The sequence below is a fragment of the Paenibacillus sp. JJ-100 genome, assembly GCF_948329825.1.
Taxonomy (GTDB): domain Bacteria; phylum Bacillota; class Bacilli; order Paenibacillales; family Paenibacillaceae; genus Paenibacillus.
The window spans coordinates 387,964-412,078 of the sequence record NZ_CAOJCM010000004.1; the positions used below are offsets into that span (position 1 = coordinate 387,964).

24 protein-coding genes and 1 riboswitch are annotated in these 24,115 nt (G+C 47.8%); of the genes, 20 read left to right on the plus strand and 4 right to left on the minus strand.

Annotated features, from left to right (window positions below):
- Nucleotides 1–2 precede the first annotated feature (2 nt).
- The 8 genes from PQG66_RS17690 to PQG66_RS17725 all read left to right on the plus strand — a co-directional run bounded on the left by PQG66_RS17690 (nt 3) and on the right by PQG66_RS17725 (nt 6,509).
- Nucleotides 3–1,091, plus strand: coding sequence for a sulfate ABC transporter substrate-binding protein (locus PQG66_RS17690; RefSeq protein WP_442955117.1), 1,089 nt, complete (start codon nt 3–5; stop codon nt 1,089–1,091).
- 143 nt (nt 1,092–1,234) lie between these two features.
- Nucleotides 1,235–1,681 carry a hypothetical protein gene (locus PQG66_RS17695; RefSeq protein ID WP_272039049.1) on the plus strand — a complete coding sequence of 149 codons (447 nt, stop codon included), beginning with the start codon at nt 1,235–1,237 and terminating at the stop codon, nt 1,679–1,681.
- 231 nt (nt 1,682–1,912) lie between these two features.
- Nucleotides 1,913–2,707, plus strand: coding sequence for an MBL fold metallo-hydrolase (locus tag PQG66_RS17700; protein ID WP_272039051.1), 795 nt, complete (start codon nt 1,913–1,915; stop codon nt 2,705–2,707).
- A gap of 179 nt (nt 2,708–2,886) precedes the next feature.
- Nucleotides 2,887–3,867, plus strand: a complete 981-nt coding sequence (locus tag PQG66_RS17705) for an RNA polymerase sigma factor (RefSeq protein ID WP_272039052.1) — start codon at nt 2,887–2,889, stop codon at nt 3,865–3,867.
- 18 nt (nt 3,868–3,885) lie between these two features.
- A complete protein-coding gene (gene clpP, locus PQG66_RS17710; RefSeq protein ID WP_272039053.1) occupies nt 3,886–4,464 on the plus strand; it encodes an ATP-dependent Clp endopeptidase proteolytic subunit ClpP in 579 nt (192 codons plus the stop codon).
- Between the two features lie 180 nt (nt 4,465–4,644).
- Entirely contained in the window at nt 4,645–5,019 is a 375-nt protein-coding gene (locus PQG66_RS17715) for a GntR family transcriptional regulator (RefSeq protein ID WP_272039054.1), read from the plus strand.
- A 4-nt stretch (nt 5,020–5,023) separates the two neighbouring features.
- Entirely contained in the window at nt 5,024–5,890 is an 867-nt protein-coding gene (locus PQG66_RS17720) for an ABC transporter ATP-binding protein (protein WP_272039056.1), read from the plus strand.
- Nucleotides 5,883–6,509, plus strand: coding sequence for an ABC-2 transporter permease (locus PQG66_RS17725; protein WP_272039058.1), 627 nt, complete (start codon nt 5,883–5,885; stop codon nt 6,507–6,509). Before PQG66_RS17720 ends, PQG66_RS17725 begins: the two co-directional genes overlap by 8 nt.
- A gap of 53 nt (nt 6,510–6,562) precedes the next feature.
- Here the strand turns inward: PQG66_RS17725 and PQG66_RS17730 are convergent, their stop codons facing one another.
- Nucleotides 6,563–7,984: an aminotransferase-like domain-containing protein gene (locus tag PQG66_RS17730; protein ID WP_272039059.1), complete on the minus strand. Its 1,422-nt coding sequence runs from the start codon at nt 7,982–7,984 to the stop codon at nt 6,563–6,565.
- A gap of 121 nt (nt 7,985–8,105) precedes the next feature.
- On the opposite strand from PQG66_RS17730, the gene PQG66_RS17735 reads away from it, so the two are divergent.
- Nucleotides 8,106–9,038 carry a DMT family transporter gene (locus PQG66_RS17735; protein ID WP_272039060.1) on the plus strand — a complete coding sequence of 311 codons (933 nt, stop codon included), beginning with the start codon at nt 8,106–8,108 and terminating at the stop codon, nt 9,036–9,038.
- A 56-nt stretch (nt 9,039–9,094) separates the two neighbouring features.
- Here the strand turns inward: PQG66_RS17735 and PQG66_RS17740 are convergent, their stop codons facing one another.
- Nucleotides 9,095–9,664 (minus strand): TetR/AcrR family transcriptional regulator, encoded by a 570-nt coding sequence (locus PQG66_RS17740; protein ID WP_272039061.1) that lies wholly within the window; start codon nt 9,662–9,664, stop codon nt 9,095–9,097.
- A 164-nt stretch (nt 9,665–9,828) separates the two neighbouring features.
- Here PQG66_RS17740 and PQG66_RS17745 point away from each other — a divergent pair, with 164 nt between their 5' ends.
- Entirely contained in the window at nt 9,829–11,349 is a 1,521-nt protein-coding gene (locus PQG66_RS17745; RefSeq protein WP_334220789.1) for an FAD-dependent oxidoreductase, read from the plus strand.
- A 256-nt stretch (nt 11,350–11,605) separates the two neighbouring features.
- Here the strand turns inward: PQG66_RS17745 and PQG66_RS17750 are convergent, their stop codons facing one another.
- Both PQG66_RS17750 and PQG66_RS17755 read right to left on the minus strand, forming a co-directional pair.
- A complete protein-coding gene (locus PQG66_RS17750; RefSeq protein ID WP_272039209.1) occupies nt 11,606–12,409 on the minus strand; it encodes a Cof-type HAD-IIB family hydrolase in 804 nt (267 codons plus the stop codon).
- A 445-nt stretch (nt 12,410–12,854) separates the two neighbouring features.
- A complete protein-coding gene (locus PQG66_RS17755) occupies nt 12,855–13,859 on the minus strand; it encodes a lipoate--protein ligase (RefSeq protein WP_272039062.1) in 1,005 nt (334 codons plus the stop codon).
- Nucleotides 13,860–14,092: 233 nt separating this feature from the next.
- Here PQG66_RS17755 and cobD point away from each other — a divergent pair, with 233 nt between their 5' ends.
- The 10 genes from cobD to cobS all read left to right on the plus strand — a co-directional run bounded on the left by cobD (nt 14,093) and on the right by cobS (nt 24,077).
- Nucleotides 14,093–15,316, plus strand: a complete 1,224-nt coding sequence (gene cobD / locus PQG66_RS17760; RefSeq protein ID WP_272039063.1) for a threonine-phosphate decarboxylase CobD — start codon at nt 14,093–14,095, stop codon at nt 15,314–15,316.
- Nucleotides 15,313–16,236 carry an adenosylcobinamide amidohydrolase gene (locus tag PQG66_RS17765; protein WP_272039064.1) on the plus strand — a complete coding sequence of 308 codons (924 nt, stop codon included), beginning with the start codon at nt 15,313–15,315 and terminating at the stop codon, nt 16,234–16,236. The genes cobD and PQG66_RS17765 overlap by 4 nt, the downstream gene beginning before the upstream one ends.
- A 37-nt stretch (nt 16,237–16,273) precedes the next feature.
- The gene (cbiB, locus tag PQG66_RS17770; RefSeq protein WP_272039210.1) at nt 16,274–17,254 is read left to right on the plus strand and encodes an adenosylcobinamide-phosphate synthase CbiB; all 981 of its coding nucleotides are present in this window, start codon (nt 16,274–16,276) and stop codon (nt 17,252–17,254) included.
- On the plus strand, nt 17,245–17,991 hold the full coding sequence (locus tag PQG66_RS17775; protein ID WP_272039065.1) for a histidine phosphatase family protein: 747 nt from the start codon (nt 17,245–17,247) through the stop codon (nt 17,989–17,991). The genes cbiB and PQG66_RS17775 overlap by 10 nt, the downstream gene beginning before the upstream one ends.
- Before the next feature lie 186 nt (nt 17,992–18,177).
- Nucleotides 18,178–18,326, plus strand: a riboswitch (adenosylcobalamin (AdoCbl) riboswitch).
- 250 nt (nt 18,327–18,576) lie between these two features.
- The gene (locus PQG66_RS17780) at nt 18,577–19,572 is read left to right on the plus strand and encodes an ABC transporter substrate-binding protein (RefSeq protein ID WP_272039068.1); all 996 of its coding nucleotides are present in this window, start codon (nt 18,577–18,579) and stop codon (nt 19,570–19,572) included.
- Entirely contained in the window at nt 19,569–20,615 is a 1,047-nt protein-coding gene (locus PQG66_RS17785) for a FecCD family ABC transporter permease (protein WP_272039069.1), read from the plus strand. The genes PQG66_RS17780 and PQG66_RS17785 overlap by 4 nt, the downstream gene beginning before the upstream one ends.
- Nucleotides 20,612–21,412 carry an ABC transporter ATP-binding protein gene (locus PQG66_RS17790; protein ID WP_272039070.1) on the plus strand — a complete coding sequence of 267 codons (801 nt, stop codon included), beginning with the start codon at nt 20,612–20,614 and terminating at the stop codon, nt 21,410–21,412. Before PQG66_RS17785 ends, PQG66_RS17790 begins: the two co-directional genes overlap by 4 nt.
- Nucleotides 21,413–21,457: 45 nt before the next feature.
- On the plus strand, nt 21,458–22,624 hold the full coding sequence (gene cobT, locus PQG66_RS17795; protein WP_272039071.1) for a nicotinate-nucleotide--dimethylbenzimidazole phosphoribosyltransferase: 1,167 nt from the start codon (nt 21,458–21,460) through the stop codon (nt 22,622–22,624).
- Nucleotides 22,621–23,181: a bifunctional adenosylcobinamide kinase/adenosylcobinamide-phosphate guanylyltransferase gene (cobU, locus tag PQG66_RS17800; RefSeq protein WP_272039072.1), complete on the plus strand. Its 561-nt coding sequence runs from the start codon at nt 22,621–22,623 to the stop codon at nt 23,179–23,181. The genes cobT and cobU overlap by 4 nt, the downstream gene beginning before the upstream one ends.
- A complete protein-coding gene (gene cobS / locus PQG66_RS17805) occupies nt 23,178–24,077 on the plus strand; it encodes an adenosylcobinamide-GDP ribazoletransferase (RefSeq protein WP_272039073.1) in 900 nt (299 codons plus the stop codon). Before cobU ends, cobS begins: the two co-directional genes overlap by 4 nt.
- Nucleotides 24,078–24,115: the final 38 nt, after the last annotated feature.

A 24,115-nucleotide genomic window follows, 5' to 3' on the forward strand; every position in this document is an offset into this window, starting at 1 on the left:
CAATGAAGAAAGAAGGAACGGCCATGCAGACGAGCGAAAACAAGAAGAGATTGAACCCTATATACGTGGTCTTGATGCTTGTGCTCGTCTGTGTGACTGCAGGCTGCAGCAATCAGGAGCAAGAGCAGTCAGACACGGCTACAAGTGGCGATGCATCAACCACGCTGGTTATCGGTGCATATAGCGTAGCAAAGGATGCTCTGGGTGAGCTATTACCCAAGTTTCAGGCGGAATGGAAGGCCAAGACGGGACAATCCATTCACTTCCAGGAGTCTTATGAAGCTTCAGGAACTCAGGCTAGGGCAATTGCAGGCGGATTTGAAGCGGATGTAGCTCTGCTTGCCATGGAAAGTGATATTGATAAGTTGGTGAAAGCCAAGCTGGTCAATGCGGATTGGAAGCAGACCCCTAATGCGGGGATGATTACCCGTTCGATTGTTGTACTGGGTACGAGAGAGGGCAATCCGCTGGGGATTCAAGATTTTCAAGATCTAACCAAACCGGGTGTGAAGGTGTTGTATCCTAACCCGAAAACATCTGGCGGTGCGCAGTGGGACATCAATGCCATCTACGGTGCGGGATTGAAGCTCTCAGAAGAGCGAGAAGGCAAGAAAGACCCTGCCGCAGCCAAAGCTTTTCTGGAGGAGGTACACAAGAACGTCGAATCCCTGGACAAAAGTGGTCGTTCCTCGATGGCAGCCTTTGAATATGGTGTAGGTGACGTCATCGTGACATACGAAAATGAGTTGCTTGCCCGAATTGCAAAAGGTGTAAACTATGATATTGTTGTGCCGAAAAATACAATTTTGATCGAAAATCCTGCAGTGGTTGTGGATCAATATGCTGACAAACACGGTAATCGAGAGCTGGCAGAAGCCTTTGTCGCTTATCTACGAACGCCGGAAGCGCAGAGGATTTTTGCTAAACATGGTTTCCGTCCTGTAGACCCGGATGTATTTGCAGAGACACAGTCCGCGTTCCCGACACCAGAAGGGCTGTTTGATATTCATTATCTAGGTGGATGGGATGAGGTGCGAAGTACGTTGTACTCTAAACGTGGGGTATGGTATCAAGTGCTCGCGGGGTTATAGTTCAGTTACTGTTACTATAGGAATGTAAACCTTCATTTCGCTATATGCTGAGATGGAGGTTTTTTACTGCGGAAAGGTTATAATAGGAAGTATACGAATGCACAGGATGTCATCATCGTTAATTTCAGAAAGGCGTGACAGCAATGAGTACAGAGATCAAATTATCCCAAAGTACCGCCATTCGGCTGGAGCAAGCCCGAGGCAAAGGTATGCCGGAAGCGGAGATTTTAAAGGCGATTCAAGCCAAGGATAAGGCTGCCTTTGATGCCGTATCGGAGGAGCATTATAATTATGACACCTTCTTCTCCTATGCAGACGAGCACGGTGAGAACCTGGAAGGGGCGCTTCAGAGCGGGTATCGAATTACGTTTAATACTCGCGGCGGACTTGGCATCTGGCTTGAAAAGGCATTTAACCTTCAAGCCGAGAAGGATTTTACGGTGGGTGAGGGCATCATCACCGGTTTGCAGCTGACTGCTGCTCAGGCGGAGATACTAGAGCAGCGGCTGGCTTGGAACTGGGTCATTGCCGATTCCAAGGAGGTTCCTGCTGGACGGGAACTGACGCTGAAACTGCGTGCACTGGTGTAAGTGAACGCACCCGGCACAATCCGGTCTGACCTGTTACTCAAGGTCAGACGATAGACTTTCCCGGCCAGCATAGATGAGCTGCAGCGGGAGAGTCTTTTTTTTGCAAAAGCGGAGGTTGGAGATTACAATTTACATAGAATATTTGAAGATAAGAGATATGGATCGATTGAGATTGTAGAGATTTTACATCTGAGCTGAATCGGCTTCAGGGATCGAGAGGGGAATGCAAGAATGAATCAGCTCACATTTCTGGGCACAGGCGATGCCATGGGTGTTCCACGGGTGTATTGTGATTGTGAAGTATGTTCGGAGGCCAGGCTAACCGGTGCCAATAGACGAAAACGTTCATCGGTTCTGGTTCACGGTAGTGGTCAAGATCAAGGTATGCATGAAGATGACATGTTTATGATTGATTGCGGGCCAGACTGGCGTTCTCAGATGGAAGACCAGGGGATGCGGATGGTGAACACGCTGCTGATTACACATGCGCATTTTGATCATATTGGCGGGTTGCCGGAATGGGCGGATGCATGCCGCTGGCTAGGGGTGAAGGGCAAGTTGTATGCACCGCGTGAAGTGATTATCATGATTCAGGGACAATTCCCGTGGCTCACTCGTCATATGGATTTTCTGGAGACGGACAACGGGATCGAACTTGGCGGATGGGAGATTCGCTCATGGAAGGTGTGTCACGGACATAACGGATTTTCGTATGCTTATCGATTGGAACGTGAAGGGTATGCATGGGCGTACTGTTCAGATGCTATAGATTTGAAGGAAGATGAGAAGAAACCATTATATGGCCTGGATCTGTTGATCCTGGGAACAAGTTTTGTGCATGAACTGGCGGAATTCTCGACACGATCGGTGTACGATATGCAGGAGGCACAGGTACTTTTGCGAGAGTTGAAGCCGGGGCACACTTATTTTACACATATGTCGCATGATGTGGATGTACGGCGGGATTATGATCTGGAACAAGGGATTACGATTGCACGTACAGGGATAACGGTGAAACTGGACTAAGTTGCGATTGGATAACGGCATTACTAAATGAGATTCGGTAATCGAGATCCGAATATGGATCTTGAAAAATAAATAAAGAAGAGCGTATCCTTCGAGGGAAGTTCTTCGTTTACATAGTGAAAGTCATCTAAGAAGTAAGTATGAATTCAATCAGGAACCAGCAAAGGGGGGCCCCCGAGATGGCCTTTGTGAAGTCCGTAGATTGCCAAATCGACAGACCACAGTATGGATATAACAATACATGTAGTTATTACAGAACAGATGAATGGGTTACGTTCAATAGAGCCGGAGCCCAAGAACATGATGGGACTATAGAAGTTAATAAAACAACTCAAGGCGAGGGAAACGATGGCAAGACGGACGTTGTGGTGGATAAGTTGCGAAACTTCACGCTTCATTCTGTTCTGCCTGAATTGATGAAACCCCTCTATGCTTATTGCTTCTCTCTAACTAAGTCTGTTCCAGAGACGGAGGATCTGGTACAGGAAACCTGTCTAAAGGCGTTATCGTCTGCAGCTGGCAAGGCCTCGGAAAGAACAAGAGAAATGAATTGGGAGGCGTACCTGATTCGGATCGCACGCAATACATGGATTGACGGAATACGCAAACAAGAGAAACTGCGTTCCATACTCGACGGGCTGAAACCTGTTGTGCCAGCGTATGTGGAAGAGGAATCGTTTGAAGAACTGGAATCGGCGGTGCAACTTCTGGTTAACACATTGCCATCATGGCAACGAGCGATCTATATATTACGGGAAATATTGGGGTACAAGGCGGCAGAGACTGCGCAGATGTTGGGAACAACAGAAGGTGCTGTGAAAACAGCATTAAATCGTGCACGTACCGCTTTGAGCAAGGTGAGGCATGCGTTGGATAACTCTGAAATGGATGCCTTATTGGAAAAGGGTACAGCACCAAATGGCATTGATATGGATCAAGAACAGCTTCGTGATTATCTGATGGCATTTCGTCAGGGAGATACGACACGTCTTATTGACTTGTGCTTGAACCAGACAGATGATCCGATGGCTGTGGCAGGTACGATTCTGCAGCAAACTCTGCCGTCTCCATCCTTGCAGCCAGTGATGTACGGTTATGCGACTTCTGGCATGAATTTGATGTCTTATGGAAGTGGGTATACGGTCATCATGGCTGCCTAAAAATAAGGAGGCGACATCATGAACGTAGTACCTTATGTGGTGGAACAGACCGCTCGCGGTGAGCGGAGTTATGATATATATTCACGTTTGTTGAAGGATCGAATCATTATGGTGTCGGGAGAGATTGAGGATCAGATGGCTAATGCGATCGTGGCCCAATTGTTATTTTTGACTGCAGAGGACCCGGATAAAGATATCCAGATGTACATCAATAGTCCAGGAGGGTCAGTAACAGCTGGATTCTCCATCTATGACACGATGCAGTTTGTGAAACCGGACATTTCGACGATCTGCACAGGCATGGCTGCAAGTTTCGGTACGATATTGCTGGTAGGGGGTACCAAAGGGAAACGGATGGCATTGCCGAACAGTGAAATTATGATTCATCAGCCGCATGGCGGAACACGTGGGCAGGCATCAGATATGCTGATCCATGCGAATCGGATTATCCAGCATCGCCAGCGACTGAATCAGCTGCTTGCGGACCATACTGGTCAGCCGCTGGAACGAATTGAAAAAGACTCCGACCGTGATTATTTCCTCACCGCAGCTGAAGCGGTGGAATATGGTCTGGTGGATAAGGTTATTAGTAGCTAGCATACAAGGATGAGGGATGACAGGGGACTGTCGTCCCTTTTTGTTTTGGCAGGAGAGAAGAAAATAGATCAAAAGAAAAAAATAAATAAACATTGACCTCAACCAGGCATAGTGTATATATTATATATATACACTATGCCTGGTTGGTCATACGATACAGCAGCAATGAGGTGAACAAAGTTGAATATAAGGATTTCTAACGCTTCAAGCGACCCTATATATATCCAGATTTTATCCCAGATCAGGCAGATCATTCTGAATGGGGAGCTCGCTCCAGGGGATCATTTACCTTCGATCCGGCAGCTTGCCAAAGATTTGCAAGTCAGTGTCATTACAACGAAACGTGTATACGAAGAGCTGGAGAAGGAGCAACTGATTGATTCGGTTGTTGGCAAGGGAAGCTTTGTTTCGGGTGCTAATCAGGATTTTATTCGCGAGAGGCGCATGAAACAATTGGAAAACAAGATGCTTGAAGTCATTCAGGAAAGTAAGGAACTAGGCATGAACTCTAAGGATTTGATCCATCATCTTACTGTGCTGCTAGAGGAGGAATAAGCTAATGAATGCTATAGAATTGCGGAACGTATCCAAGTCGTACCCTTTATTCAAGGTAGATAACATATCTATGGATGTAAAACAGGGATTTATTACAGGGCTAATCGGGCCGAACGGTGCTGGAAAGAGCACGCTGATCAAAATGATTACGGGGTTAATTCACCCGGATCAGGGAACGTTACGTACCCTGGGCAGAGATATGGCAAATAACGAAGTCGCTGTTAAACAGCGACTGGGGATTGTGTCTGATGAATGCTTTTATTACGAGCATCTGACGATCCGGGAGACGGCGAGTATGATTGCTCCTTTTTACAGTCGATGGAATCATACTCTGTTCAAGAACTACTTGGAGCAGTTCGAATTGTCTCCCAAGAAAAAAATTCGAGACCTGTCCAAAGGCATGAAGATCAAATTCTCACTTGCCGTGGCATTATCACATGAGGCTGATCTGCTCGTAATGGATGAACCGACATCAGGTCTTGATCCGGTGTTTCGGCGAGAGTTACTTGATCTGCTGGCCGGAATGATACAGGACGAGACAAAATCTATTATTTTTTCGACTCATATTACGACAGACCTTGAGCGTATTGCCGATTATATCGCTTTTGTTCACAGAGGCAAGCTGATCTTCAATGAGGCCAAAGACGATGTGCTGGAACGCTATACCATTGTCAAAGGGGATACGGATTTGCTGGATGCCGATACCCGGCGCCATTTCGTTGGTATACGTGAAACTAAGGTTGGTTTTGAAGCATTGTCAGATAACAAGGAAGAGGCGCAGCGGTTGTTTGGCGACGAGGCTCTTTTACATAGACCTGCTCTGGAAGATCTCATCTATTTTACGGCAAAAGGGGGACATCAGCATGCTTAATTTACTTCGCAAAGATTTTATCGCTCTAAAGAGTTCCTTGTGGACGATTGCTCTATATTTGGTGGTGTTCAGCGTTGCTTTTATTCCGCAGATTGAAATGTCGATGTATTTTGTTGGGATCTATACGGCTTTTGGTTCGATCATGATGGCGACGATGATTGATATCAAAAATCATCATCATAACTTCCTAGTCACTCTGCCTGTGAGCCGTAAGCAGATCGTGCAAGCGAAGTATCTGTCTGCCATCCTGTACGCTCTGTTCGGAGTGCTCACATCCTACGGAATTCATAAGCTGGTTATCCTGAATTTCCCTGAACTCATCAAACCTCAGTATTCACTATTGGACATCGCTATTTCGATTGGAATTGTACTTATACTGGCATCCATCTATATGCCGCTTTTTTATGCACTTAGTAAAAAGGGAGCAGGCATTATTAACGCGATCTTTATGATTTGCTTAATTATATTTGCTCAGCCGGCGGCATTTATTCTCCATATTGCAGGTAACAAAGGGTTGACTACAACACCAATCATCGCGGGGATTTCCGTTGGTGTTATAGCTTTGTTTTTCATTTCGTATATCGTTACGATTCGCCTGTTTGAGAGAAAGGATCTATAAGCAGAGGAGGTCTACCTGCTAAGGTTCAATTCGCTCTTCGAACTTTCTTCGTTTTACCTTTTCGCCGCCAAGGTAATCAGTCTCTCCATGCCTTCCCGAATCTGCTGCTCACGAGCGTAGGCGTAGGAGAGACGAAGCTTGCGGCTCCCAGAGGCTTGGGAGGTATCAAACACTGTGCCGGGTACAAAAGCAACGGATTGCTCCATGGATTGGTGCAATAACCTGCCTGTGTCGATTCCCTCCGGCAGCTCCGCCCAGATGTTTAGTCCCCCTTCGGGGCGTGTCCATGTCCAGTCCGTCTCCAGCAGACACTGTTCCATCACTTCCATTCGAAGCTGAATTGCGGTTCGCAGTTTGGACAGATGCTGATGCATTCGTTCCGATTGAAAATAACGAAGAAAGAGCTTCTGATTCAGTAACGGTGACCCGTTGTCGGTCAATGCTTTGATCGCCTGTAGCCCTGCCATGAGATGTGGACGGCACATGATGGCTGCGATTCGCAGACCCGGAACAACGTATTTGCTGTAACTGCGAATATACAACGTATGTCCGGAAGTATCATAAGTGAAGATCGGCGCGGGCGGTTTTTCTTGAAAATAAATATCATACGTGCTGTCATCCTCCAGCAGATAACAGCCATACTGCTCAGCCAGTTCCGGCAGCTGTTTGCGCTGCTTTACAGAAATGCTGATACCTGTTGGATTCTGGAACGTCGGTGTCATATAGAACAGACGTGGCTTCTCTGTTTTCATCAGATGCTCAATCTGTTCCAGATCATATCCTTCCGATCGGAGATCGGTAAACACAAGCTGTGCGCCTTGTTTGCGAAAAATCTGCATTGCTGGGCCATAAGTTGGCCGTTCAATTAATACCCGATCTCCGGGCTTGACGAGAGCACGGGAGATGACATCAATCGCCTGTTGTGCACCGGAAGTAACCAGCACTTCGTCAGATGACAGGTAAAAGCGCTCCTTTGCGGTCAGATGGCTTGCCAGACTGGTGCGAAGCTCCAGATCGCCTTGAATGGTCGAATATGTGCCAAGCAGACGGGGGTACTGATCGAGCAAATCTCGCATTAACTCGCCCCAGTATCGGTTGGGCAGCAGGGCAGGATCAATTAATGATTTGGAAAATTGGTATTCAGCCTCTAGCGATTGAACGCGATCAAGTGTGTCCCAGTGGAGCCAGGCCGACACAGAGGGATCATCTCCCTGATCTGTATCCGCTAGTGGTTTCGCCGGACTGACATAATAACCGGACTTGTCTCTGACATAGACGATTCCGCGCTGTTTTAATTCCTGATAGGCTTTGAACACCGTAAGTCGGTGAACGCCGAGCTGCTCGGACAGGCTTCGTACCGAAGGCAGTTTTTGTTGTTCAGTCCATTCACCTGCCTCAATCCGTACCATGAGATAGTGGATGACTTGCTCGTACCGTTTCATACGGTTATCTGTCATCATTACGGTTTTGCCCACCCGTTTCACGCTCCTTTTTGAATTCCATTGTAACAGCTAATGGGAGATAACTGTTCTGTTTTGTTCATTCTGTTCTGTAGACCATGAGCTATGATGGAGAACAGATAAAGGAGTGGTTAACATGGTGGGGATTGCATTTACCGTAATGTGTCTCGTTTTTGGAACAACGTTTCTGGCCATCAAAATTGGAGTAGAGGCAGGCATGCCACCTTTTCTATCGGCTGGACTTCGGTTTGTCATTGCAGGAGCTTTAATGTTTACATGGATGTGGATGAAGGGCAAAGTGAGCTTGTCCCTGTTGTTCCGCAAAGAAATGCTGATTACAGGAATGGGACTGACGTTTGGGACGTTTGCCACGTTATATTGGGCTGAGCAGCATGTCAGTTCCGGTGTTGGAGCGATTCTATCGGCTACAGGACCACTAATGATTATGCTCATGCAGACGGCGTTGTTAAGGCAGAAAACTTCTGCCCGCATGCTAGTGGGTTGCCTGATCGGGTTCACGGGTGTTGTACTTGTTGTTTTGCCAGGCGTATCGCTTGGTGCAGGTTCTTTATTTTTGTGGGGTTGCGTAGCTGTGCTGGTAGGGGAAATCTGTTATTCCGCAGGTACGTTGTATTCCAAAAAAGTCATTCATCAATTCAGTGAGATGAGTCCTGTTGCGATTAATGCGGTGCAGATGATGTATGGCGGCGTGTTGTTATTCATCTTGTCGGCATGGACGGAATCTTGGAGTATGTCTACACTCAATGTACTGCCAGCCGTGTCATCCGTGATTTATCTGACGGTCATTGGTTCGATGGTCGGGCACAGTCTGTTCTATTGGATCATGTCGCGCACGAATCCGCTGTTCCCAGCAACCTGGTTGTATATCTCGCCACCGATTGCGGTAGGGCTTGGGGCTATAGTCTACGGGGAACATGTTAGCTGGGTGACGTGGATCGGTGTGGTATTGGTGATCTCTGGTTTACTAGCCATGAATGAGAAGGTGAGTGGCTGGTTGAAGAAAAAGCGTGTGACAGAGGTGGGCCAAGCTCCTGAATCTGTTTTGTAAAGAAAGTTAAAGGCTCAATCTCAAAATCAACTCATGATTTTGGATTGGGCTTTTCGTTATTCTAACCTGATTTTCTCGTTAACCAATTGGTAGTAATATTCATCCATCTGTTCAGCTGTAATATGATCCTCAAAATGAAGTATCCACCACGTCACAAGTAAACTGATGACCCCTGAGTGAAATTCCGCTACAAGTTCTACAGGAAGTGCAAATTGCTTCCCCCTTCTTTTTAATTCTAGAAAATCTTGCTTGAAGAGTTCTCCGATATAATTTCTGAAAAAATCGTTAAATGCCTCATCCTCCTTTTGATTCTGTACGATCGTTGTCAGCACGTTTCCAAGCATCATTCTAGACAGGCTTTGCAGTGGTTGTTGCAGACGTTTCTCTACGTCCATTTGCAAATAATCCCGAAGGCACCAAGTGAGGGTGGAGGACAATAGGGCAAACTTATCTTCAAAATGCTTGTAAAACGTTGTGCGGTGAACCATGGCTCCGTCGCATATCTCATTAACCGTAATGTTGCTGAAGCGTTGGCAGTGCCTGGATAACAGATCAATAAGCGCCATCGTTAACAATTTATGAGTTCGGGTAACTCTTAAATCGACCTTCTTACCCATCGTTTTCATCTACACCATTTCCTTATTGTAGTTTATCTATATACTTCTCTCACTTTGTCCCTTACCAAAAAAGAGATTTTAGTTATATATTGGTATTATAAGTATATTTTTGAATGATCTACAACTGTAGAAAAATAACCGTCATGGAAAGGATGGAATCAATGATGCCTGACATGAAAAAAGCTGTAATCATTGGAGCAGGAATTGCAGGGCTAATCACAGCCAAAATGTTATCTGAACATTATGAAGAGGTATACGTTATTGAGAGAGATGAACTGCCTTCTGATCCAACGAATCGGCAGGGTGTACCTCAATCCTATCATCCACATCGGGTATTGCCGCGCGGCGGCCTCATTCTGGAACAATACTTTCCCGGATACAATGATGAATTGATTGCGCTGGGTGCCATTCCTTCACAAGAAGAAAAATTTGTGATTGCCAATCGTTACGGAACGTTAGTCAATAAAGCGGATGCTGCTGCTTCTTCATTCAAGATTGCATCGTGTAGCAGAGCCCTGTTGGAATGGGTACTGCGTCAGCGAGTGCAGAATATCGATCATGTAAGCTTCTTGACGAGTACAGAAGTTACCGGATTAATGGTATCGGAAGATCGCCGTTCCATTACAGGAGTATATACGAAAGAAAGAGGCCGGGATCATCAGATCGGAATGCTTGCAGCGGATATGGTGATTGATGCCTCAGGACGCTCTTCCAAATTGATCAGGTGGCTTGATCAGATAGGAATACCCGTGCCTGAACCGGAAGTGCTGAAGGTATCTCTTGGTTACAGCACCCGTTATTACAACATCCCATCCTCTATTCAGAATGAATGGGGAACGGTGATCACAGAATCAGACCCAGAGCAAGGCGTTCGTGCAGGTATGTTATGGCGAATTGAGAATGATACCGCAGGAGTGCTACTTTTCAACGCAGGAGGCAATGAATATCCTTCCACCGATCCGGATGAGTTTCAAAAGCAAATCGTCCATTTGTTTGCTTCAGATGAAATAGCAACTTTGGTAGACCAGTTAGAGCCAATTCAAGGACCCCGGGGATACCGTATTTCCGAGTCAGTTCGTCAACATTTTGAACTTATGGAGCATTGGCCTTCGGGATTACTTGTGCTTGGCGATGCATTCTGCAGCTTCGATCCGATCCATGGCCAAGGCATGACGGTTGCCGCCATTGAGGCCGAGACGATCGGGAAATGTTTGGAGGCACAGCGAGTGCATCCCGAACCGCAGTTTGAGCGCCAAGTGCTGCTTCGTATGCAGCAGGAGATCGAACCGGCTTGGTGGCTTAGTTCGGTGGCAGACCTGCGCTGGCAAGGTGTTGAACATGTTGGACCATCTCAACTGAAGGGGGTTACTTTTGCTCAGAAATATATCAATTTGTTTATGAAGCAGGCAATGAAAAAATCGAGTCAGGAAAACAATAATCGTCTCTTTTTTATGCAATTTCTGATGAATGCCTTAATTCTTCCTCCAAGCGAATTTTTTAAAGGAGACCTCTTGAACCTGATTTTGAATGACAATGGCTCCAAAGAAGAAATGGAGTTAAGAGCAGAGCTTGGTGTAGAAGATCCAGAGCTTTTCCAGCAAAGAATAGATGAGATTATGCCATCATTTCAGTTGGAGACCGATGATCGAATCAAGAAAATGCTGGATTCTTTGCAGCTAGCTATGAGCAAGTAATGAGGAAAAATATATGAGAACAATCTTCCTGAATTTCGTAGCCAGCGTTATCATTACTATCATTGTTTTCATTCTTGTTTTATTTTTCGTTCATATATCAGATTCAACGAATATCATGGTTTCGGTAGCAATTACTGTGTCGTTACAGATTTCTTTTTTAACCGCAGTATTGCTGGCCAAAAATAAAAAATAAAAACAAAGCCCGGAGCCACAAATCATAGTGGCCTCCGGGCTTTGTTGAATTAACAAATTATATTTACTCCGCATTCAGTACAAACTTCTCAATTACCTCTTTGACACCGTCTTCGTTGTTGCTTGCTGTAATGTAATCCGCCAGCTCTTTCAGGGCAGGGATAGCATTGCCCATCGCTACACCAAGACCGGCCACTTCTAACATCTCGTGATCGTTCCACGAGTCGCCGATCGCGATGCACTCGCTAAGCTCGTGACCGAAATGATCGGCCAGGAACGTTAGCGCGTGGCCTTTCGTGCCTTCTTTATGCATGATTTCAAGGAAATATGGCTTGGATTTGGTAATATGAACTTCAGGTCCGAGCAGCTCACGAAGCTCTACAGCAACTTCATCCAAATAGTCCGGCTCATCGACAATGAGCAGCTTGGGAGTCGGTTGTTCGATCACTTTGATGAAATCAGGCTCGATGTAATATTGTGTGCCGTTTAGGTTGGCATAATCGAGCAGTTTTTGGTTCTCTTCACGGGCATACAACTTGTCGTCGATGTACGTTTGCAGATGCAGGTTTTTCTCCAAACAATACTCAAACAGCTTGCGAGAAGCCTCCTGCGGAACATAACGCTCATACAGTACTTTTTCATCAAGCAGGTTTTTCACCAAAGCGCCCTGATACGTAATAATCGGCACGTTCAATTTCGTTTGGCGAGCAAGTGCTTGTGCGGATGCGTATGCGCGTCCTGTAGCTAGGGTTACCACCACACCGTGTGCTACGGCTTGTTCCAGAGCAGTTTGCGTAGCAGGTGTAACTTCCTTGTTGTCGTTAATCAGCGTGTCGTCGATGTCGATGGCAATCAGTTTGTAGGTCATGTGATGTTTCTCTCCTTTTTTATCTGTATCTATATTCATTGAACGAAATAAATAGATTATACGAGTCACTCCAAATCAGATTCATCTTAAGATCGCTCTTTTAATCATCTCCGGATTTTTATTAGAGCTTACTATAAAAGTTGAACCACCGATGATTTACACATACACTCCGAAGACAGAATAACCTTACGATCGCTGTTATCCCCAGATTTTTTGAATCCCCTGAGAAAGGGGAAATCCGGTGATAAAGGCGAACGCTTCGCTTCTCCAGGTTTGTTCTGTCCTCTCCGTTATTGTGTAAATAAATAATTCAACTTAATAGATGGTAAATCCGGTCTAACGCGAGCACTCGCTTCTTCATATGAATTCTGCCTTTTCCGTTAAACGTGTAATCCAGAATTCGTTCAAACAATCGATATCCATCTAAATTTCGTATTTCCGTTTGTTACTCCTCCAGGAAAACAAGGCCAATAAAGTCCTCCAGCTCCAGGTTGCCGAAGTAATGCTTCACATCCAGGCCTTCCAGTGCTGATCGAACCTCAGTCTCGTCATAACGCTTGCCACGCAGCATATCCTCGATATCGGCTACATCGCCAACACCGAAGAAATCGCCGAAAATTTTAATATTTTCGATGCGTCCATCCTTGATGTTCATGCGCAGGTCGATGATGCCAACCGGGAATTTTCGAGTGTGCTTCACATTGCTCTCCGGTGACAAACCATAGTTCCAGTCCCAGTTGTTATAGCGCTCCGCCGAGATTTCCTTGATTTTGTCCCAGTCCTTCTCGGTCAGCTTGTACTGAGGAACGTCCTGCGGCTCCATACGGAAAATGTGACGCAGCAGTTCATCACGGAACTGTTCAATCGTCAGATTGGTGTCAATCAGATCGCGAATATTAGCCACGCGACTGCGAACCGATTTGGTGCTCTTGGACTTGAACTTCTCAGGATTGACGTTCAGGGATGCCTGAACATGCTCCAGATTCAGATCAAACATCAACGTGCCGTGACTGAACATACGTCCACGGGTGGCAAATTGGGCGTTGCCCGAAATTTTCTTTTCCCCGACTTGCAGATCATTGCGCCCGGTCAACTCGGCATTTACACCAAGCTCATGCAGCGCTTCGACAACAGGTTGGGTAAACTTACGAAAGTTGTGGAAAGATTGGCCGTCATCCGCCGTAATAAAACTGAAGTTCAGATTACCCAGATCGTGGTAGACAGCTCCACCCCCGGAAAGACGACGTACGACTTGTACACCGTTATCCTGAACATATTCGATGTTAATCTCTTCGATGGTATTTTGATGTTTACCAATAATGATCGACGGACGGTTGATGTAAAATAACAAATAACTATCATCCTCCATCGGCAGATGCTTCAGAATATACTCCTCAATCGCGAGGTTTACAGAAGGATCTGTAATGCCCTGGTTATCTACAAACAGCATGGTCATTCCTCCATTAATGTATGTGAGGGATGTTAAGTCCCTTATGTAGTGATGCTTGTGAATAAAGATGTGGAACCGTAGTTCCTGTATTTCTGAATTTCTTCTTCTATTGTAAACGAATTGTCGTTGGGACACAAAGAAAACAAGCTGACCACTTATTTACACCAACTCCGCATCAGTTAATGAATGGAGAAGTAATACAGGATTGACCCATCCGACATATGCCATCCATAATGAAAAGAACTGACAGAGAGGATGACGGAAGAATGACCGGTTATATTGAAGTGTTCGGACATGGCGGTGATGTGGAGACAGCGGCTTCGCGTTTTGGAGGTAATGCTGTGGAGTTCCTGGATTATAGCGCCAATATTAACCCCTTAGGGCCACCTAAGGAGGTTCTGGAAGCCTTGCAACAAGGTCTGCAATCGGTGCTTCGTTATCCCGATCCAGCTCATCGGGGGTTCAAGTTGCTGTTAAGTAAGCGTCTGGGTGTAACACCAGAACAGATTTCTGTGGGCAATGGTGCGGCTGAAAGTATGGCACTGATTCTGCTAGCACTTGCTCCGCGTAAAGTAGGAACCGTGGAACCGGGATTCTCTGAATATCGAGCTTTGGCAAGGCAATTTGGTGCAGAGGTTCTGCATACGGAAGGCCGGGAAGAACTAAATTGGCAAGCACAACCTGAAGATATCGAACAGTTGATCGAAAAGGTAGACCTGCTATTCCTTGGACAGCCGAACAATCCGAACGGGGTACAATACCCGGTCGAGGTGCTTCGCCGGCTGGCCCGCAAAGCGGAAGAGAGCAATACGGTGCTTGTCATTGACGAAGCGTTTATTGATTTTATTCCGATCTCTCAGCGCCAATCTCTAGCGCCGGATTGGAGTAAGTATCCGCAAGTCATCATCATCCGCTCAATGACCAAGTTCTATGCAATTCCAGGTCTGCGGCTCGGATATGCTATAGGCAGCCCGAAATATATACAGGCGATGATGGAGAAGCAGGTTACCTGGAGTGTGAACGGCTTGGCTCTAATCGCTGGAGAGGCTTGTCTGCGCAGTGGCGAACGCTTTGAACAGGATACGATATCGCAGATTACACGTGAACGGGAGCGTTTAACGACAGGCCTGCAGGCATATGGATGCAGCGTGACGCCGGGTGAAGCTAATTTTATTCTGGTGCGAATTCCCGAACCTTGGACGGCTTCTACGTTGCAGGAAGCGCTTGGACGTAGAGGCATTTTGATACGCAGTTGTGCCATGTATCCGGGGCTTGATGCACGACATGTACGCTTTGCAGTCAAAGGTGCTGAGTCCAATGGCCGATTCCTTGAGATGATAGGGAATGTATTTGAACGACCGGAACATCAGAATGACGAACCGGCAAAGATTGATGAAGCAAGCCATCAGCAGCAGATGGAGTATGGGTTGAAACAGCAGGGAGGGGAGCGTTTGTGACACTTCCGTTTTATAACTATTTTACACATGGGACAAAAGACGAGGACACCTATGTCTCTTCTTCTTGGCCAGGTCTGCGCATATCTGCTCACGAACGGCATATCAGAGCACAGAACCCTCATCTTGCCTATGCGCTCTCCAGTGCGGTATATGGCGGAGGGATGCTCGAATTAAACCGTGTCTTTAACATCTATGTGGACAAAAACTATCGTTGCGATGATCCGCCCCGTGATATCAGACAGGCACTTCAGGAATGGCAGGAGCAAGTGGATAAATGTGCGGGATTATTGACCGCGGTTAGACTGGAACATACCTCCATTCAAGAATATACGAGCTCGGAATTCGGATTGCTGTGCTGCACCACAGCTGGCGTCTCGAATGCAGCAAGAGCAGGTTCAGAGAGGACTGTGTTTGACGTACACGGTGGAAAACGAAAGACGGGAGCCCTAGCTCAACAGAAGACAGATGCTACATCAGCTCCAACAGAGGCTCGCCATCCGTTCAGTGCTGACCATGTCCTGGATACCATGAAACGGAATTCAACATACACCACGAATGGTACTTCGACAAACAAACGTAACAACAGCACTCCATACGTCCCAGGTACAATTAACATCATGCTCTGGTTCAACGGACAGATGACACCGGGCGCAATGGTTAATGCGCTTCAAACGGCAGTGGAGGCCAAGACCGCAGCGCTAGCTGATGCAGGTGTCGCAGACGCAGAGAACGGACTCTCGGCCACTGGCACCACAACCGATGCCATGGTGCTTGCAGTGCGTCAGGATGAGCATGAAACCAAGCCGCTTCACACGTACGCCGGTACAGCTACGGCTTTGGGTGCAGTTATCGGCAGATTGACGGAGAGCCTTCGGGCTGGGTTGCAATGGAAAGAAAGGAAAGGACACAATGACATTTGAATGGGGTCAATTATGGGAATCGTCGTTCTGGATAGGAATGACGGGGGCATGGGTCATCATTCTTGCGTACGTACTAGATCGGTGTATCGGAGATCCGCGCTGGATTCCGCATCCGGTTATCGGCATGGGTAAAGCCATCTCGGCACTGGAGCGTATGATTCGATCACGTGTGAATACCGATGCAGGTCTGAAAAAAGTCGGAATGTTATTTCCGCTCCTGATTGCAGGAGGGGCTTTCGCTGCCACATGGGGACTTCTGTTTCTACTCGGGATGATTCATCCGGTCTTAGCGGTTGCAGCCGAAATCGTTCTGATTGCAACCACGATTGCTTCCAAAGGGCTGCGGGATGCAGGCATGGAAGTGTACCGCCACCTGAAACAGCAGGATTGGCCTGCCGCACGGCGTTCACTGAGCATGATTGTTGGACGGGATGCGGCACATCTGGATGAGCCTGAGGTGGTACGGGGGACGGTGGAGACGGTTGCGGAGAATATTGTGGATGCGATAGTATCGCCTCTATTCTATGCACTCATTGGTGGTGCTCCGCTGGCTATGGCCTATCGTGCTGTCAATACGCTTGATTCCATGGTTGGTTATAAAAATGACAAATATCTTCATCTCGGCTGGGCATCTGCCCGGCTTGATGACTGGGCGAACTGGATTCCGGCGCGTACTACTGCGTTGTTGCTCATTGTAAGTGCATGGGTGTTAAAGCTGGACGCCAAAGGAGCAGGGCGTATGGTTGCCCGGGATGCGAGATTGCATCCTAGCCCCAATAGTGGTTTCCCTGAATCAGCAGTGGCTGGAGCACTAGGTATTCGGCTGGGTGGACATAACGTGTATCACGGTGTGGCTTCGTTTCGAGCGTATATGGGCGAAGCAACGCGGCCAATGGAGGCGGAAGATATCGTGCGAACGACACGACTGATGTTCTGGTCGGCAGGATCTTTCGTTGTTCTTTGTTTCTTAGTCACCTTGAGTGTGTGGCTGGTAGGAGGGACGTTATTATGGCAATAAAGCCAGGGCAAGAGCAACGTGAATTACACGAAAGTTCATCCGTACAGAATAGATGCGTACAGAGTCGATGCGTACAGAGACGATCCCAAGAGAGTGAATCACAACCATCCGGCTCACATCACAGCATTGTGCTGATCCGTCATGGAACAACCCAGTGGAACGTGGAAAAAAAATATCTGGGGCATACCGACATCGGTCTGTTACCTGCTGCACAAGAAGAACTGGCGTCGCTGCGGGAGCAGTGCCTTCATCTGACATGGGATGCGGTATATTGCAGCGATCTGCTTCGCTGCCGCCAGACGCTGGCACAGATTGCACCGCAGGCTGATGAGCAGGCGAAGTTTGACCCTCGCCTGCGCGAAAATGATTTTGGACAGTGGGAAGGCCTGACGTATGAGCAACTGAAGTATAACCCATTGTATCGAAGCTGGATTGATGATCCTCAGGAAATTACGCCTCCTCAAGGGGAAGCATGGCAGACATTTACGAGACGATTAGATTCTTTTTTACATGAACATATTTGGTTGGAGGAACACAGGAATTCACAGAAGACTTCGCACAGGACATTGATTGTAACTCATGGCGGGGTCATCCGTTATTTGGTTTCAAGGCTCATCCAAGGCATAGGGTTCTGGGATACGCATGTCATGCCGGGACAAGCCATTCAGGTTCAGATTGAAAAACAAGGTCATCACTGGTTGGGCAGACGGAGTGATTTTCCATCCATCGGGTTGTAAGGTGGTGCATTATACCCTATAATCACAACAGAAGTGTGACTCGCTACGGACGTATTTCGTATGACAGGCTACAGTGCCTGAATGAACGGATCTGTGCAAAGAACACTGCGACTATGTTTTGATCTGAGTGAACTATCTTTAACGACCAAGGGTCCCGTGTGCAATGCAGTATTCATGATGAATAAGGACAAGTCATGATGTGCACAAGGGTAAAATGGGGAAGCTGGTGCAAATCCAGCACGGTCCCGCCACTGTGAAACAGGAGTCTTCCTGTAAGTCAGATTACCAGCCCTGGGCGTACAAGCCGGTGTTCCTTCGAGGAAAGGACAACGTTTCGGGCACATCTATGCGCATGTACAGCTACCTGCTGCACATGTTCAGATTGCTGTATGCGAGACGTCATCCCTGATCCTTGTTTGAGGATTAGGGATTTTTCTTGTTGTGCGCGATGTGTTGAAAAATATGATGTTACACGTGTACACATCTTCATTATCCTTTCATCGGAACACCAAGTTGGGGTAGAGCATTAAGAGTGAGGTAATGTGCAACAACAATAGTACATATAGAGAAGGGGAGAATGAATCAATGATTAAGAACTGGAAAGCACTAACGTCCCTGCTAAGCGCAGCGATGCTGGCATTGGCGCTGGCTGGATGCGGCAACGCAACTACAAAAGAAGGAGCAGGTAGCTCCCAGCAACCTGCACAGGAGCAGACTCAGGAACAAGCGCAAGCGGATCTGAAAACTCAGTATCCACTGACCGTTACGGATGCAACAGGTGAATCGTTTACGTTTGAGAAAGCACCTACCAAAATTGTATCTGTATCTCCATCCGAGACAGAAGCTCTATTTGCCCTCGGTTTGGATAATGAAATCATCGGAGTCTCCGACTATGATGATTATCCGGAAGCGGCAAAAACAAAGGAGAAAATGGGCGGTATCAATAAGCCGAACGAAGAATCTGTTATCGCAGCAGAAGCAGATATCGTATTCGGAGGTATTTCATTAAGCGAGGATGCAGTGAAAAAGCTGCGTGACTTGGGTATTACCATTTTTAAAACGGACCCTAAATCCATTGACGATGTGATGAACAATATTGAAACATTTGGTAAAATTACTGACCGTCAGGAACAGGCACAGAAGCTAATCACACAGATGAAGCAGGACGTGACGGATGTAACAGAAGCAGTGAAAGCTGTGAAGCCAGAAGAGAAGAAAAAAGTATTTATTGAGTTCTCCCCGGGCTGGAGTGTGGGTAAAGGGGAGTTCATGGATGAACTGATTACGGTAGCCGGGGGTACGAATATTGCCGCGGATCAAGAGGGCTGGTATCAGATTAACGAAGAAAATGTGATTGCCTCCAACCCGGATGTCATTCTGTACGCTAATGATGTCATTGATGAAAACTCCAAAACGCTGGATCAGATCATCAAAGCACGTAGCGGTTGGGATCAAATTACAGCGGTGAAAAACGATGCTGTGATCGGACTGGATGCGAACTTGCTGAGCCGTCCAGGCCCCCGTGTAACTCAAGGGTTAATAGAAGTAGCCAAAGCGATCTATCCCGACCTGTTCAAATGAGCAGAAAGCTGATCCTGTTCGGAACGATGGGGATGGTGCTGCTGGTGCTTACGGTGCTCATCTGCACAGGCATAGGGTCAGTGGCGTTGCCCATCGGGGACATTGCAGGTATTCTCGTTCACAAAATGCCATGGGTGGGTGACTGGATTACACCGGATTGGAGCAAGGCTGCTGAACAGATTATCTGGAAGGTACGTTTTCCGCGTGTACTACTTGGAATGCTCGTTGGCGCTTCGCTGGCGATTGCGGGGGCGGGCTTCCAAGGTGTGCTGCGCAACCCGCTGGCTGATCCATTTACATTGGGAGTCTCCTCAGGTGCTTCGGTCGGTGCGGCTTTCCTGATTTTTTTCGGTTTGCAGTATGCGCTGATTGGGATCTGGACATTGCCGCTGGTTGCCTTTTTGACTGGGGTTGTGACATTATGGTTTGTAATGGCGCTGGCTCGTGAAGGACGGAAAATACCAACACATAGCCTCATTCTGGCAGGTGTGGTAATGCAAAGTTTCCTCGGAGCGGTTGTTTCCTTCCTGTCGACGATGTCGAAGCAAACGATAAATGAAATTATATACTGGACGATGGGAAGTCTGGCACTGCGCGGATGGTCGTATACGGCCATCCTTTTCCCGTATTTCCTGCTTGGATTCATTTTTCTGTGGAGCCGGGCACGTTCATTAAATGTACTGGCGCTGGGTGAACGTCAGGCAGCACATATTGGTGTTGGCGTGGACAGACTCAAGCTATCTGTACTCCTTGTGGGTACACTGTTAACGGCAGGAGCCGTCTCCGTCTCGGGTGTCATCGGTTTCGTTGGACTGGTTATTCCGCATATACTTCGGTTGCTTGTAGGACCAGACTACCGATTGCTCGTACCGCTCTCTGCAATTGGAGGCGCGATCTTTATGGTATGGGCGGATACAATTGCCCGCTCTCTGCTGTCACCAACCGAAATTCCGCTCGGTGTTGTAACTGCATTTGTGGGGGCTCCATTTTTCGCGTACCTATTACACCGGAATAAAAAGCTGCGGAGGGGGATGATGCCGTGAGTGAAGATAACGAGCTGCTAATATCGGTTACAGGAGCAGGCAAAACTTATGGTGATCATCGCGCCCTACATCCTATAAACTGGCAGGTTAACAAAGGAGAATGGTGGGGAGTAGTCGGACCCAATGGAAGCGGCAAGTCAACACTGCTCCAGCTCATAGCAGGAACGGAAACGTTAAGTGAAGGCCAGATCAGCATTGAGGGTCGTGACCTTGGTTTATATAGCCGTAAGGACTTGTCACGTATGATCGCGGTTTTACAGCAAGATGGTCTTCCCGCAATCGCCTATCCTGTACGTGATGTTGTAGAGATGGGGAGATATCCTTACCAGAACTGGCTGGGCCGGGAATCGGCAGATAGAGCCGGGGTTGTGGACAGAGTGCTCGAAGAACTGGGATTGATGGAGCTGGCGGATCGAACGCTGGATTCTTTGAGCGGTGGACAACGGCAACGTGTAGCTCTTGCCAAGGTTATGGCTCAGGAGCCGCGTCTGCTGTTGCTGGACGAACCAACGACTTTTCTGGATATCAATTATCAATTGCAATTTATGGAGTTACTGGCTGCGTGGCAGCAGAAAAGCCAAATTACGATTGTAGCCGTGCTGCATGATCTTAATCTAGCCGCATTGTTTTGTGATCATATTTTAGCTCTGCGGGATGGTAGAGATTCAGGACAAGGCACACCCCAGAGTTTGATGACGGGTGAGCAGATTCATGAGATTTTTCGTGTGAACCCTACGATGGTATCGCATCCAGATCATTCCGTACCTCAATTGCTGTTGCGAAGAGAGATGGATTAGACGAGGCGGGGAGCCTTTTATTTTGACAAAGGAAGTGCTGGTTGTATGAAGAATGAACAGGTATTGCAAGAAGTAATAAACACAATTATAGCTCCTGATGAGGACATTGCTGCCGAAACGTCAGCTCATGTAGATATGCTCACGAAACCACCAGGCAGTCTAGGTAAATTGGAGAATCTTGTTATTCGCCTGGCGGGGATGACAGGTCATGCACGTCCGCGTTTTGATCGTAGAGCTGTCATTGTGATGGCCGCTGATCACGGTGTTGTAGCTGAAGGTATCAGTGCTTTTCCAGCGGAAGTTACTCCTCAGATGGTGATGAATTTTCTGGCCGGAGGTGCTGCAGTCAATGTGCTCGCACGCCATGCCAGGGCAGAAGTAATCTGTGTCGATATCGGCGTGAATGCTGACCTTGAACATGTTAATCTGCTCTCTCGAAAGATCCGTAAAGGGACTGCCAACATGGCCCAAGGCGCAGCAATGACTCGAGAAGAGGCAATCCAAGCGATATTAGTCGGCGTGGACGTTGTGAAGTCCGAGGTGGCGAAAGGAACACAGTTGTTTGTAACCGGAGAAATGGGAATCGGCAATACCACAGCAAGTGCTGCGGTGATGAGTGCGCTCACCGGGATTGCGCCTGCTGCTGCTGTAGGTCGAGGAACCGGCTTGGATGATGCAGGGGTACAGCGCAAGGCGGCTGTTATAAGTCAGGCCCTGAGTACAAATGCACCCGATCCTGAAGATGCACTGGATGTGCTGAGTAAGGTCGGTGGACTGGAGATTGCGGGACTCACAGGTGTTATTCTTGCAGCTGCGGCGCATCGCTGTCCGGTAATTGTAGATGGTTTTATCTCTACCGTTGCGGCATTGATCGCAAGACAGTTGGCCCCTATGAGTACATCGTATATGATTGCTTCCCACACGTCGCATGAGAATGGACATGCTGCGCTGCTGCGTGAACTTGAATTGAAGCCGATGCTCGATCTGGATATGCGTGTAGGTGAGGGAACGGGCGCAGTGTTAGGGTTACATCTATTAGATGCGGCTTGTCTGCTATTGAATGAGATGGCTACCTTTGCCAGTGCAGGGGTGTCGGATGGCACGAATCAGGCTTCGGAAGCTGGTGCTGATGCCGATCTGAACGGGAAAGAGCGTGTGGCTGACTCAGCCAGTCCAACGGTTCCATCTGTTCAGGAGGATGGAGCCGAATGAGTGTATTGGTTACGGGCGGGGCGCGCAGCGGGAAAAGTTCGTTTGCCGAACGTCTCTGCATGCAGCGTTCCTCGGAGGCTTGGTATGTAGCAACAGCTCAGGCATATGACGATGAGATGCGTGAACGTATTGCTATGCACCAGAAGCAACGTGAGGATTCCGGTTACCTCTGGCATACGATGGAGGAACCTCTGGAATTGCCTGCTTTAATTCAACGGATGGGTGAAGGACATACCGGCACGTCCGCACCGACGATTTTGGTGGATTGCCTGACTCTCTGGCTGACGAATGTTTTGTTAGCCCATGAGCATGACGAGAGCCACGTGTTACAAGGTCATCTGGATGCGCTGGTCGAAGCGATTCGTACCTATCCGGGCTTACTCGTGCTTGTTACCAATGAAGTAGGGGACGGAATTGTACCAGAATATAAGCTTGGCCGAGTGTATCGTGATCTGGCAGGTGTGCTTAATCAGCGGATCGCGGCAATCTGCCGTGAGGTTTTCCTTGTGACAGTAGGTATTGCGATCGAATTAAAAAGTAAGGAGTATCGCTTATGAAGGATACTACAGCAGGCTCGGCCGTTCCGGATCGGAAACATGCGGCTGCAGCCGCCTTTCAATTTCTGTCCCGTTTCCCTGTGAAAACGCAGCTTGATTTCGTGCCGACATTGCTGCGTGAGAGCGTAGTCTATTATCCACTGGTCGGCGCTGCAATTGGTCTATCCGTCTGGTTAGCCGCTGCGCTGGGCGGTGTGCTGCTTCCGGCTCTGCCTGCGGCAGTTCTGATCTTGATAATCTGGGTCTGGCTTACTGGAGGATTACATCTGGACGGATGGATGGATACAGCGGATGGCCTGCTCAGTTATCGGAGCCGTGAACAAATGCTGGAGATTATGAAGGACAGCCGCGTGGGAGCGATGGGAGTCATTGCCTGTGTGCTACTGCTCATGATGAAGGCGGCGCTGATTGCGGACATTATTGCTCGTGGCAACTGGATGTACGGGGCGTTACTGATTCTGCCTATGATCTGGAGCCGCTGGTTTATGGTTTACGCTATGTCAGCTTGGCCCAATGCACGCGGGAATGAAGGACTCGCTGTGTTATTCAAAGGACTTGGCGAACGAAAGGAAGTCGAGCGGTCACGCAACACAGCGATTAGACTGACACTGGTCTCAGGAGTCGTTACATTCGTTGCGGTATGGTTGTTCAAGCCGGATACAAGGATTGCCGATGCGATGGTCAGTGGGTTTGGATCACTACCCTGGTGGCTATACCCTATAGCAGCAGTGATCGTGTTGCCTGTAGCATGTTATTTTATCGGGAAGTTCGTGGCTGCACAGATCAGTTCACGTCTGGGCGGTCTTACTGGAGACACCTATGGTGCCATCAATGAACTTCTAGAGGCGGCATTATTGACGGTGCTAATCCTGCTCCAAGGATTGTTCTGGCTGTAGTTGTGATTACGATAGGGTTTGTATTTCATAGAGAATGT

Excerpts from the sequence above, each read along its gene's own strand:
- cobU (WP_272039072.1), top strand. The coding sequence starts at position 22,621 with ATGAGTGTATTGGTTACGGGCGGGGCGCGCAGCGGGAAAAGTTCGTTT.
- PQG66_RS17735 (WP_272039060.1), top strand. The coding sequence starts at position 8,106 with ATGGTGGGGATTGCATTTACCGTAATGTGTCTCGTTTTTGGAACAACG.
- PQG66_RS17775 (WP_272039065.1), top strand. The coding sequence starts at position 17,245 with ATGGCAATAAAGCCAGGGCAAGAGCAACGTGAATTACACGAAAGTTCA.
- PQG66_RS17690 (WP_442955117.1), top strand. The coding sequence starts at position 3 with ATGAAGAAAGAAGGAACGGCCATGCAGACGAGCGAAAACAAGAAGAGA.
- PQG66_RS17720 (WP_272039056.1), top strand. The coding sequence starts at position 5,024 with ATGAATGCTATAGAATTGCGGAACGTATCCAAGTCGTACCCTTTATTC.
- cobD (WP_272039063.1), top strand. The coding sequence starts at position 14,093 with ATGAAAAGAACTGACAGAGAGGATGACGGAAGAATGACCGGTTATATT.
- cobS (WP_272039073.1), top strand. The coding sequence starts at position 23,178 with ATGAAGGATACTACAGCAGGCTCGGCCGTTCCGGATCGGAAACATGCG.
- cbiB (WP_272039210.1), top strand. The coding sequence starts at position 16,274 with ATGACGGGGGCATGGGTCATCATTCTTGCGTACGTACTAGATCGGTGT.
- PQG66_RS17700 (WP_272039051.1), top strand. The coding sequence starts at position 1,913 with ATGAATCAGCTCACATTTCTGGGCACAGGCGATGCCATGGGTGTTCCA.
- PQG66_RS17705 (WP_272039052.1), top strand. The coding sequence starts at position 2,887 with ATGGCCTTTGTGAAGTCCGTAGATTGCCAAATCGACAGACCACAGTAT.
- PQG66_RS17780 (WP_272039068.1), top strand. The coding sequence starts at position 18,577 with ATGATTAAGAACTGGAAAGCACTAACGTCCCTGCTAAGCGCAGCGATG.
- PQG66_RS17750 (WP_272039209.1), bottom strand. The coding sequence starts at position 12,409 with ATGACCTACAAACTGATTGCCATCGACATCGACGACACGCTGATTAAC.
- PQG66_RS17695 (WP_272039049.1), top strand. The coding sequence starts at position 1,235 with ATGAGTACAGAGATCAAATTATCCCAAAGTACCGCCATTCGGCTGGAG.
- PQG66_RS17755 (WP_272039062.1), bottom strand. The coding sequence starts at position 13,859 with ATGCTGTTTGTAGATAACCAGGGCATTACAGATCCTTCTGTAAACCTC.
- PQG66_RS17745 (WP_334220789.1), top strand. The coding sequence starts at position 9,829 with ATGAAAAAAGCTGTAATCATTGGAGCAGGAATTGCAGGGCTAATCACA.
- PQG66_RS17740 (WP_272039061.1), bottom strand. The coding sequence starts at position 9,664 with ATGAAAACGATGGGTAAGAAGGTCGATTTAAGAGTTACCCGAACTCAT.
- clpP (WP_272039053.1), top strand. The coding sequence starts at position 3,886 with ATGAACGTAGTACCTTATGTGGTGGAACAGACCGCTCGCGGTGAGCGG.
- cobT (WP_272039071.1), top strand. The coding sequence starts at position 21,458 with ATGAAGAATGAACAGGTATTGCAAGAAGTAATAAACACAATTATAGCT.
- PQG66_RS17785 (WP_272039069.1), top strand. The coding sequence starts at position 19,569 with ATGAGCAGAAAGCTGATCCTGTTCGGAACGATGGGGATGGTGCTGCTG.
- PQG66_RS17725 (WP_272039058.1), top strand. The coding sequence starts at position 5,883 with ATGCTTAATTTACTTCGCAAAGATTTTATCGCTCTAAAGAGTTCCTTG.